An 11,990-nucleotide genomic window follows, 5' to 3' on the forward strand; every position below is an offset into this window, starting at 1 on the left:
GTTTCTTTGTACAAATTTAAAAATGAAAATGAGTAAAGCTTTTTACAATTCCATATATCTTTTTATTATTTGTTTGTTTTTAGCTAATTGCGCCAATCGTGGTAGACCAAGTGGTGGAGATAAAGATCTTATTCCTCCAAAAATTATTAAATCGGAACCTGAGAATTTTTCAACTAATTTTTCTGGAAAAGAGATAAAAATAACTTTCGATGAATTTGTCAAGCTGAATAACATTCAAAAACAGTTAATAATTTCGCCTCCAATGGATCCTGCTCCAGAAATATTACCTCTTGGAAGTGCTAGTAAATCTATTACTATTAAAATAAAAGACACACTTGAAGCCAATACTACATATGCATTTAATTTTGGGAATAGTATAGTAGATAATAGCGAAGGCAATCCATATCCTTATTATAGGTTTGTTTTTTCTACTGGAGAATATATAGACTCTCTTTCTGTAAAAGGAAACATTATTGATGCTACTTTACTTAAGCCAGACGATTATGTTTCTGTAATGCTTTATGAAATAGATTCTACTTATACAGACTCTACTATTTATAAGAAAAAACCAAAATATATAACCAACACTTTAGATAGTACAACTACTTTTTCTATAGATAATATTAAAGCTGGAAAATATAAACTTATAGCTTTAAAAGACGAAAATCAAGATAGTAAATACCAACAGCGAAGTGACAAAATAGGATATTTAGATCAACCCATAACTGTACCTAAAGACACGCTATATACCATTAAATTATTTAAGGAGGTAGCTGATACTAAAATTGTAAATCCGAGACTTATATCTGGTGAAAAAATTGCTTTTGGTTTTGAAGGTGATTACGAGAATATGAAGATTAATATTACCTCTGAAATTCCAGATGACTTTTCATATAGTGTTACTAAAGACGCAAAAACTGATTCGCTTTATTATTGGTATAAACCTCGATTCAAAGACACAGATTCTTTACTTTTTCAAGTAACTAATAATAATTATTCTGAAAACTTTAAAGTTAGGATTAGCGAACAGCCAAGAGATTCTTTAATTGTTAAAGTCGCTCCTACTGGAAGCATAAATTTTGAAGAAGATTTTATTATAACTGCAAACATTCCTTTTGTAAGAAGAAGTAATGAAAAAATTAAAATTTTTGACAAAGATTCTTTAAAAGTAGATTTCAAAACAAAATATGATTCATTATCAAACAACTATTCATTAATATTTGATAAAACTGAAAATAATAGATACAACATTCAAATATTACCAAAAGCAATTACAGATTTTTTCGATAATAAAAACGATACATTAATTTATAGTATTAGTACTAAATCGTATGCAGACTATGGTAATGTTAGAGTACAATTACAAAATGCAAAATATCCAGTTATTGTTCAATTAACAGATGAAAAAGGCAATGTGAAAGTTGAACAGTTTGTTTGGAAAAATGAACCCATAGATTTTAAACATATTACACCTAGCAAGTATTATTTAAGAGTGATACATGATACTAATAAAAACAAAAAATTCGATTCTGGAAATTTTCTTAAACAACAACAACCTGAACAAATAAGTTATTATCCAGAAATAGTAGAAGTGCGTTCTAATTTTGACTATACAATAGATTTTACTTTACTCTAATTTAAAAGCGTCTTTATCGCTTAAAAAGTTGAGCTTTTCTCTATATGTTTTTATATGGGATTTACTTAGCGTGATAACTTCTGTTGCTTCCAGATTCTCTGGAATGTTATCTAGTTTGTGTCCAAGAACATCATATACTGCCGAATGTCCAGAATATTCATGACCATTATCATCCAATCCAACCCGATTCACACCAACACAATAACTCATATTTTCAATAGCTCTTGCTTTTAGAAGGGCATCCCAAGCAGTTATTCTAACTTTTGGCCAATTGGCAACATAAATCAAAACATCATAATCTTCCACGTTTCTAGCCCAAACTGGAAAACGTAAATCGTAACAAATCAACGGACAGATTTTCCAACCTTTGTAAGTAACCAAGAGTTTGCTTTGTCCAGCAGTATAAACCTTGTCTTCACCAGCAAGTGTAAAGGTGTGCTTCTTATCGTAGGTTTCTATAATACCATTTGGATGAACAAATAACATGCGGTTATAAAATTTACCATCTTCTGAAATAACCATACTTCCCATGATAGCCGTTTGTTCTAACAAAGCTAAATTTTGCATCCAAACAACGGTTTCCCCAAACATGGTTTCAGCAACTTTTTTAGGATTCATGGTAAATCCCGTAGTAAACATTTCTGGAAGCACAATAAGATCTACAGATTTTGAAATTTCTTCTATTTTTTTAGTGAAATGAATTCTGTTTTGCTCTGGGTTTTCCCAAAACAATTCTGTCTGGATGAGTGCTATTTTTAATTCGTTTTGCATCTATTAAAAGTACGGATTTTTAATGGGAATATTAACTCGGACTTTAAAAATTTAGCCACGAATACACGAATGTTTTTATATACTTATTTAGTATTCAGTACATAATTATTCGTGTATTAGTGGCAAAAAAACTTTGTCACTTATGGATTTTTAAATTAAAATTATTGAATAATAAGTTTTTTAGTTAGTGTTTTTCCATCTGGCATTTGGCTCTTTACTATATACAAGCCTTTTTTTAATTCACTGACATTGAATTTATCATCAGTTTGAGATTTTAAATACACGCTCTCTCCATAAGAATTAAAAATTTCAACGGTTTTTATTGTTTTATTCTTTGTTGCCGTTTTATTCAAAGGGTCAAAATCACATGGATCGATTGGTGGATATATAACATTGTTATCTCGATCTCCCTTTTTCATAGGGTTTGAACTAAACTTAAATTCACCTTCACAAGGAGAGTTTACACTTCTTACAGCTACATATTTATATTTTAATCGATTTCCACAATTATTATTGGCGCGACATACAAGTACAGTTGTACCAGGATTACCAACCTTAACAAATATGGATCTGTTTTGATAACCATATTGTAATATTTCCCAACCACCAACATGTGTTCCGGTTACTCCATTTCCCATATCAAAATACCAATCGTAACTATTCGCTCCATTTGCTGCATCAACAGAATACCATAAATATTCACCTGTAAGAGGGCTGTTATCACCACTAATAGCAGGATAAGGAGAAAAGTCTGGAGCACCAACATATATATTATTCTTTACAATTGGTTTTGTTTGCCCACAAACATTGGTTAAGTTGGCTGTAATTGAAACAGTTCCATTTCCTGTAGCTGTTAAAATCGCTTGATTTCCATTTGTTGAAATGCTAGCAATACTACTATCTGAAACACTCCACGAAGAAACAGAAACACCACTTGGTAAATTATTTACCGTATAATTTGCTGTGGAACATAAAGAACTATTTCCAGTTATTTGATTAGTTGGATTATAAGCTACTAATCCAAAAATAGCTGTTCGTGGAGGATAAGAAGTATTGTCAAGTTCTGGAACCACACTTACACTCCCAGGAGGACTTGCAATTGGTGTTAAAGTTATATTATTGCTAGTTGTAGTAAGTGTAGCTGGTGTTGAATTTCCATTTTCATCTAACCAACCAGCGCCTATGGACCAATGGTATTCTAAGCTTCCTTGTGAATCATAGACATTATCTACCGTAAAGTTTACCGGGTTAGTAGAACCACATGCCATATAAACAGTACCCGAAGGACTTAATGTAAAAGTTGGAACTTGAGTTTTACCAATAGGATAATGACAACTCTCATATTTAGTGTTTGGACTTGACGCTTGTGTATATTCTAAATATATGGAACTGCCACTAACTTGAACTTCGGTTGCTGAGATATTAGTTCCTATCGTATGGACATATTCTGTATCACTCCAAAATGAAGAAGTAATATATAAACTCCCTCTTTCAATTCCAATCGATGAAGGATATTCTTTAAGCTTAATTTTTAAGAATCCATCTCCGATGGCTTGAGCTTGAGGTTTAGTCAATGTAAAATAGAACATTAAACTATTGTTTACAGTTGTACCAAAATCTATAAGATTACAATTAGTTACATTAGTTTGACTATTTACATGTACAAGATCGATGGTATTTGTTATTTGACTATATCCTTTTAAACATAAGAATGTTAAAAAGATGAAAGTGTAAAATGTTTTCATATTTTTGTAAAGTTTTAATTAATTATTTTGACGGTAATTATTTTAACTGGAGGAGTCGCTATATTCATGTAGCGACTTTCTCTTTTTCTTAAGTAGTTTATTTTATATAAAAATGTTTATTGATTAGTTGTTTTTTCTAAATGTATTTGAAAACCTACACCTATATTAAAATCTTTAAATTTGGAATCATATCCAGACACATAATTGTTTTTAGAAACATTATAATTCAATGACACTTCAAAAGCGATGCTGTTGTTTAAAAATATTGCTACTCCATTTTTTATAGAGTAACCATTACTTTCACTTTCTTTCTTTCCATTACTATAACTATTCCCATAGTAATATTCCAATTGAGAAAATATATTTATAGTTTTTTCAGGTTTAAGGAAGTAATATCGAGCAAAAGGACCAATTCCAAAGCCAATACTACTGTTATTTGATCCTTCTGGATTCCCAAAACCAAAATAGGGTGTCAAACCAACCGTTAATTTATTAATTACGAAATAGCCCAAATCGGCATTTAAATTTAAAGCAGAACCTTTTGAAGTTGATTTATTTCCATTGCTATTACTTTCTCCTTCTTGGATTCCATAGGTTAGATTACCACCAACAAGCCAATTCCCCTTTGTTATTTGGGCATTTGAGGTTAAAGTAAGAGCGAATAGAATAAAGAAAAATAATGTTAATGTTTTCATGATTAATAATTTTAAAATTTTTGTTTCGTGTTATTTGTTTTGTCTTGTTTTATTAATTTTAAGCATAACAAGTCATTACAAATACAAGTCAATTAAAAAATTGACCAATTTGCACCAAACTGGTTAAAGCCAAAAGTTGTTGTAAAGCCAAAGCTGTAAAGCCTTTGGAATACTAAAAAAAGTAAAGCCTATTTTTTTAGTGAAGCCGTCAATAAGGAAAAAAACTAGCGCTAGCTGTGTTGTACAACTTGTCTTTTAGGCAACTCTTAATGGCTTTACTTTTAAGAGTTTTCTGTAAGACAAATCAAACATAAAAAAAAAAAAAAACTATTAAAGCAAGTTTTTTAAATAGATTTGTGCAGTTCATCGAAAAGCCCAAAAATGGTTACGGGAAAACCGTACTTTTTAATAAAAGCGTTAGATTTTGAGCCATTTTATATTAATAATTTACTAGTTTTTTGGTAGAGTAATTAGTATTATAATGTATAAACTTGGATAAATCGTGTTGGAGAAATGTCTTGCTAATTTCTGTTCTGAACAAAGGAAACTTAAAGTTGCTTCATTACATGTTATTAAAAAAAATTTGCCACGAATACACGAATGTTTTTCTTTAAATTCTTTGTAAAAAAACATTCTTATTTATCCATAGAATTTTCTGTTTTTTTTGAGCATCCAATACATAATTATTCGTGCATTCGTGGCAAAAAAAACTATATCTCATTTAATATATCACCTGCTTTCTTTAAAGTATCATCCGTTTTCGCAAAACAAAAACGTAGCACTTTATTATCTAATTGATTATCATTAAAAACTGAAAGCGGAATGGAAGCCAAACCATTTTCAATTGTTAAACGTTTGGCATAATCCACATCGTATTCTTGAGTGATTTTTGAATAATCCAACACTTGAAAATACGTGCCTTGAGAGGGTTTGAATTTGAATCTGGAGTCTATAATCAAGCTTAAAAACAAGTCGCGTTTTTCCTGAAAAAATTCTGATAATCCTAAATAAGTATTTGGATCTTGCATATAATCTGCCAATCCTTTTTGAACCGGATGGTTCACGCTAAACACATTAAACTGATGGATTTTCCTAAACTCTTCCATCAACTCTTTTGGCGCACAACAATAACCTGTTTTCCAACCTGTATTATGAAAAGTTTTTCCAAAGGAAGCTGTTATAAAACTTCGTGATTTTAAATCTGGAAACAAGCAGGCACTTTGGTGTTTCTCGCCATCAAAAACAATATGCTCATAAACCTCATCACTCAGCACAATTATATTCGTGTTTTTGGTGATCTCTTGAAGTTTTAGCATATCTGCTTCACTAAAAATAGTGCCACTTGGATTATGTGGTGTGTTGATGATGATCATTTTAGTTTTGGACGATATTTTTTGCTTCATCTCCTCCCAATCCACCTGATAATTTGGAGCTTTTAACTGAATAGAAACCGGTTTTCCACCATTAATTTGAATAGAAGGTTCATAGCAATCGTAAGCTGGTTTAAAAATAATGACTTCATCATCCGCTCTGACAAAAGCAGTTATAACATCATAAATAGCTTGGGTTGCTCCAGCAGTAATAGTAATTTCAGATTCTGGATGGTAAGAGCTTCCGTAAAGCAAATCGAACTTTTTAGCAATGGCTTCACGCAATTCCATATTTCCTGGCATCAACGCATATTGATTGTAGCCAGAATTCATAGCTTTCGAAACTAAATCAATCAATTTCTGATCACTTTTAAAATTTGGAAACCCTTGCGATAAATTAATGGCTTCATGTTTATTCGCCAAACCACTCATAACCGTAAAAATGGTGGTTTCAATATTTGGGAGTTTAGAAAGGTGCTTCATACTCTAAAGATACATGTTAGACCGATAAATTTAATTCATTTTAACATCTTTTATATCTTGGTTCTTTATCTTTGGAACTTACTAAATTATCTCATTATGAAATTCATTAAAATTCTATTACTTTTTATCACGTTTCAAGTGTCTGCCCAACAAGGTGGCATGTGGATTCCTTCGCTTTTAGAAGGCATGAACGAGCAAGAAATGACAGATCTTGGAAGCAAGCTTACAGCCAAGGATATTTACGATGTAAATAACTCCAGTTTAAAAGATGCTATTGGCCATTTTAATGGTGGTTGTACCAGTGAAGTTATTTCTCCAAAAGGCTTGGTGCTTACTAATCATCATTGTGGATTTAGTCAGATTCAATCTCATTCATCTTTAGAAAACGATTATTTAAAAGATGGTTTTTGGGCCATGAGTTTAGAAGAAGAACTTCCAAATCCAGGCTTATTTATAGAATTTATAGTTAGGATTGAAGATGTAACCACCCAAGTTTTAAATGGTGTTACAGAAGAAATGACTGAAAAGGAGAAACAATCGACAATCTCTAAAAACAGTAATGGAATTGAAGCTGAAGTTAAAAAAGAGGCTTGGCAAAGCACTAAAATCAAATCTTTTTATAAAGGCAATCAGTACTTTTTATTTGTTACAGAACGCTTTAACGACATTCGTTTAGTTGGAGCTCCTCCATCGAGTATTGGGAAATTTGGATCTGACACAGATAACTGGGTTTTCCCGAGACATACTGGAGATTTCTCCATGTTTAGAATTTACGCAGATAAAGATAATCGTCCAGCAGAATACAGTAAAGACAATGTACCATACAAACCTAAACATTTTTTACCTGTGTCTTTAGATGGTGTTGAAGAAGGAGATTTTACTATGGTTTTTGGTTTCCCTGGAACAACTGATGAATATTTACCTGCTGTTGCCATAGAACATATTACTAAAGCATACAACCCAAGCAATATTGCCATTCGTGAAGCTGCTTTAGAAGTAATCGATAAAAACATGAAAGCAAGTGATGATATTAGAATTAAGTATGCTTCAAAACAAGCGAGAATAGCTAATGCCTGGAAAAAATGGATTGGCGAAAATTTAGGGATTGAAAAAAGTAATGCTGTTGAACAAAGACGTGCCTTTGAAGCCACTTTTACAAAAGCTTTAAAAGAAAAAGAATTAGAAGATAAATATGGAAATATCCTTCCTCAATTTGATGTTTTATATGAAAAATTTGCAGACATTAATATAAAACGAAGAAACTTTATTGAAATCTTTTTAGTGACTAATGAATTAATGAATATGACATTTAGAGCATATCAGTTCGAACAAGCTGTTACTAAAAACCCGGAATCTTTCGATAAAGAAAAAGTATCGATGGATGCTATATTAACAGGTGTTCATAAAAATTATAACGCAAAAGTAGATAAAGGTGTTTTTGTTAATGTGATGCCTTTTTATACTGATAATGTAGATGCAACTATATACGATAAAACTGCCTTTGTAAATTTAGATTCTGCATTAAAGCTATTTGATGGCACTCCGGAAGAAGTTCTAAAAAAATTAAACAACGATGCTGCCTATACGTATGCAAAACCAATGATTGATAATTTTTATAATGTTATTAATCCAGAGTTTGAAATGAAAAATGAAATTATAACTGCCTTGCAAACAGAATATATGACAGCACTTATGGTTGCCTTACCAGATGCTAGATATTTTCCAGATGCAAATAGTACTCTTCGTGTTACATATGGTCAAGTTAGAGGTTATTCGCCTAGAGATGCTGTTTATTATGAACCTGTTAGTTATCTAGATGGTGTTATTGAAAAATATGTTCCAGGTGATTATGAATTTGATGTACCACAAAGACTAATTGATTTGTATGAAGCTAAAGATTACGGACCATATGCTGATACTAACGGAAAAGTTCCTGTTTGCTTTTTAGGAACTAACCACACGACAGGTGGAAACTCTGGAAGTCCAGCCATAGATGCTCATGGGAATTTAGTTGGCTTGAATTTTGACAGAGTTTGGGAAGGAACCATGAGTGACATGAATTATGATCCAGAAATTTGTAGAAACATCATGGTCGATATGCGCTATGTGCTATTTATTGTAGATAAATATGCTGGAGCTACTCGCTTAATTGATGAAATGAAATTAGTTCATCCAAAGAAATAAATTTCAACAAAATAAAAATATTTAGACCTTTCAGATGATAAATTCCTGAAAGGTCTTTTTTATATTATCTCCATCTTTTTCAACAAAAAACTGGCATTCATATTCTGACAAATTCCATCTTTAAACTTGTAATCGAAAAACAGCTCATCGTTAACAATTTGAGCATCGAAAAAATGGTTTTTTACTTCTGGTAATTCTTTAGATATTTCACACAAACTTAAATCGTGAGTCGCAATAATTCCAGTCGCATTTCCAGCTACCAATTTTTCAACAAACTTACGTGAGCCAATTGCTTTATCTGTAGAATTTGTGCCTTTTAAAATTTCATCTAAAATGATAAAATAAGGTTCTTTAGCAATTTCATCAACAATAAACTTAAGACGTGTTAATTCTGAAAAGAAATAAGAGCTATCATCAGTTAAAGAATCGCTAGTTCGCATGCTTGTAATTAACTTAACAGGACTATATTTACTGGATTTAGCACAAACTGGCAGTCCTGTATTTGCCATAACAATATGTAAGGAAACGGTTCTTAGAAACGTACTTTTTCCAGCCATATTAGCTCCAGTTACAATAAAGAATTCCTGATTATGAATATCTAAATTGCTATCAACTCTTTTATTTTTATCTAATAATGGATGTCCTAAATCTACTGCTTCAATTATAGTTTTATTTTCAACTATTTCTGGAAATACATATTCTGGATGATTAAAACCATAATTTCCTAACGTGTTATAAGCATCAAAAAATGCAACCACTTCAAACCAATGTGCTACAGTTAATTTATATTTATTAATCCACTGCTCTATCTTGTAAGCATTTTTTAAATCGGTTAAGAAAAACCCATTTCCAAAAATGGCAGATATCAAATTATTCCTATTATCTAGCGCGTCTAAATGTTTAGAAAATTGAGAAAAAATCTCTGATGCTTTTTTGTGTTCCTGCTGTATGTAAGCTTGTTTATTTTTAAGTAATTCCGAAGAAAAACTTTCATTTTCAATTTGGTTAAGAAGCAATGCATATTGTCTAAAGGTGTCTCTTACTTTGTCTGTATTACTTGCTAGAACATTAATCTTTTTTAAATACAATCCAGTAACAATTAAACCTAATAATAACCAATACCCTACAAAACCTAAATCGATTAATTTAAACATACCAAGTGCTACTACAACTATGGATGCTAATGAAAAAACTCTTGGTAACCATGCCATTATTTTTGGCAGAAATAATTCGTGACTATTTAACCATTCAATAATCTTTAAAGCTGTGGTTTCTGCTTTAATTAAAGTAGCAAATGCTGAAAACTGTTGTCGCCATTCTGGTTTTTCAGATAATTCTTTAATACCATTTTGCTTTAATTCTATTTTGTCAATAGTATTTGCAGTTAAAGCTTTGGCTAAAGTTTCTGCACCTTCATTTATGGCTGTTCTATTTATAAATTGAAAGAAAGAACCTCTTCCAAATAAATCAATATCCAAACTGTAAAAATGAAGTGGATCTAGAAATTTCTCTCCTGTATCTCTATGATGAAAATCTCCAGAAGCAATTTTAAGTTCATCTTCATTTATAGTAACTAAGGCTTTACTTACATCTCTTAAACGCTTAACATCTGTGTATTTTGAAAGCAGGAAAATAAATAGGGAAATTCCAATAATTCCTATTCCAAGAGCTACTTGCCACATATTGAATGTGAGATATATTCCTGGAACTGTAATTAAAAACACAAGCAGTCTTAAGCTGCTCATTCCTATTAATTTTTTGCTAAATTTCTTTAAATCTTGCTGATGTTTTTCTAACTGATTTTTATAAAATGTATTCGGATTATTCATAACAAAAATTGAACTGTAAAGAAACAAAAATCCCAAGACTTAGCTTGGGATTTTAACTTATATGAGATAGGAAATAACTATCCTTTTAAACTGGCTTTTAAATACTCTCTATTCATTCGAGCAATGTTTTCTAGTGAAATTCCTTTTGGACATTCCACTTCGCAAGCTCCAGTATTGGTACAGTTACCAAAACCTTCTTCGTCCATTTGCTTCACCATGTTTAACACACGGTCTGTAGCTTCAATTTTTCCTTGAGGCAATAATGCAAACTGAGATACTTTAGCTGAAACAAATAACATAGCAGAAGAGTTTTTACAACTCGCTACACAAGCTCCACATCCAATACATGTAGCAGAATCGAAAGCTGTATCAGCATCATGTTTATTAATTGGAATGGCATTCGCATCTATAGTGTTTCCAGAGGTGTTTACCGATATAAAACCTCCTGCATGTTGGATTCTGTCGAATGATGTTCTATCAACAACTAAATCCTTAATTACTGGAAAAGCTGCTGCTCTAAATGGTTCTATATAAATAGTATCTCCATCTTTAAACATGCGCATGTGTAACTGACAAGTAGTGATCCCTCTATCTGGACCATGAGCTTCACCATTAATATAAAGAGAACACATGCCACAGATTCCTTCACGACAATCGTGATCGAAAGCTACTGGTTCTTCATCTTTATTAATTAAGTCTTCGTTTAATACGTCTAACATTTCAAGGAAAGACATATCTGGAGAAACGTCAGTAACTTTGTAATCTACTAAACCTCCTTTATCGTTAGCGTTTTTTTGACGCCAAATTTTTAACGTTAAATTCATAACTATTTTAGTATTTAGTGATTAGCGAAAAGCTAAGAGTATTACTCTTTTTCTTCAAGTTTTCTTATTAATGAGTTTAACATTTTGCTAATCTCTATTATTAAGCTTTCTACTTTTTCGCTATCATTTATATAGTTTAACTGCTTTGTTATTAATATTTGTGTTTCCAATTCATATAAAGAACCTCTTGAGATTCTTAAAAATTGTATATAATTTTTTCGTGATAATCTTCCCCAACCTTCAGCAATATTTGAAGGAATAGATACAGAACATTTTCTCATTTGACTAGTTAATCCAAACTTTTCATCTTCAGGAAATGTTTTAGTGAGATTATAAATTAGCGTTACAAGTGCCATGGCTTTTTGCCAAACTAATAACTCTTTGTATGATTTTATACTAGTCACTAATCCTTTTCGCTAATTCCTCTTCGCTAATTCCTCTTCGCTAATTCCT

Annotated in this window: 9 protein-coding genes; 2 read left to right on the forward strand and 7 right to left on the reverse strand. The window is 31.3% G+C overall.

Translation table 11 applies throughout. The annotated features are described in order from the left end of the window. Positions 1–28 precede the first annotated feature (28 nt). A complete protein-coding gene (locus tag FVF61_RS00145; protein ID WP_199757236.1) occupies positions 29–1,636 on the forward strand; it encodes an Ig-like domain-containing protein in 1,608 nt (535 codons plus the stop codon). On the opposite strand, the gene FVF61_RS00150 is transcribed toward FVF61_RS00145, so the two are convergent. The 4 genes from FVF61_RS00150 to FVF61_RS00165 all read right to left on the reverse strand — a co-directional run bounded on the left by FVF61_RS00150 (position 1,628) and on the right by FVF61_RS00165 (position 6,700). Then, entirely contained in the window at positions 1,628–2,407 is a 780-nt protein-coding gene (locus FVF61_RS00150) for an amidohydrolase (RefSeq protein WP_148452012.1), read from the reverse strand. The genes FVF61_RS00145 and FVF61_RS00150 overlap by 9 nt on opposite strands. Positions 2,408–2,568: 161 nt before the next feature. Further along, the gene (locus FVF61_RS00155) at positions 2,569–4,152 is read right to left on the reverse strand and encodes a T9SS type A sorting domain-containing protein (RefSeq protein ID WP_148452014.1); all 1,584 of its coding nucleotides are present in this window, start codon (positions 4,150–4,152) and stop codon (positions 2,569–2,571) included. A gap of 116 nt (positions 4,153–4,268) precedes the next feature. Next, on the reverse strand, positions 4,269–4,847 hold the full coding sequence (locus tag FVF61_RS00160) for an outer membrane beta-barrel protein (protein WP_148452016.1): 579 nt from the start codon (positions 4,845–4,847) through the stop codon (positions 4,269–4,271). Positions 4,848–5,557: 710 nt separating this feature from the next. Continuing rightward, a complete protein-coding gene (locus FVF61_RS00165; RefSeq protein WP_148452018.1) occupies positions 5,558–6,700 on the reverse strand; it encodes a methionine aminotransferase in 1,143 nt (380 codons plus the stop codon). A gap of 96 nt (positions 6,701–6,796) precedes the next feature. On the opposite strand from FVF61_RS00165, the gene FVF61_RS00170 reads away from it, so the two are divergent. Next, entirely contained in the window at positions 6,797–8,884 is a 2,088-nt protein-coding gene (locus FVF61_RS00170; RefSeq protein WP_148452020.1) for a S46 family peptidase, read from the forward strand. 59 nt (positions 8,885–8,943) lie between these two features. Here FVF61_RS00170 and FVF61_RS00175 read toward each other — a convergent pair whose 3' ends face one another. The 3 genes from FVF61_RS00175 to FVF61_RS00185 form a co-directional block, all read right to left on the reverse strand. Then, positions 8,944–10,713 carry a MutS-related protein gene (locus tag FVF61_RS00175; protein WP_148452022.1) on the reverse strand — a complete coding sequence of 590 codons (1,770 nt, stop codon included), beginning with the start codon at positions 10,711–10,713 and terminating at the stop codon, positions 8,944–8,946. A gap of 77 nt (positions 10,714–10,790) precedes the next feature. Beyond that, positions 10,791–11,537: a succinate dehydrogenase/fumarate reductase iron-sulfur subunit gene (locus FVF61_RS00180; RefSeq protein ID WP_148452024.1), complete on the reverse strand. Its 747-nt coding sequence runs from the start codon at positions 11,535–11,537 to the stop codon at positions 10,791–10,793. Positions 11,538–11,578: 41 nt separating this feature from the next. After that, on the reverse strand, positions 11,579–11,941 hold the full coding sequence (locus FVF61_RS00185) for a four helix bundle protein (protein WP_148452026.1): 363 nt from the start codon (positions 11,939–11,941) through the stop codon (positions 11,579–11,581). Between the last annotated feature and the right edge of the window lie 49 nt (positions 11,942–11,990).

The organism is Xanthomarina maritima (assembly GCF_008084905.1).
Lineage (GTDB): Bacteria > Bacteroidota > Bacteroidia > Flavobacteriales > Flavobacteriaceae > Xanthomarina > Xanthomarina maritima.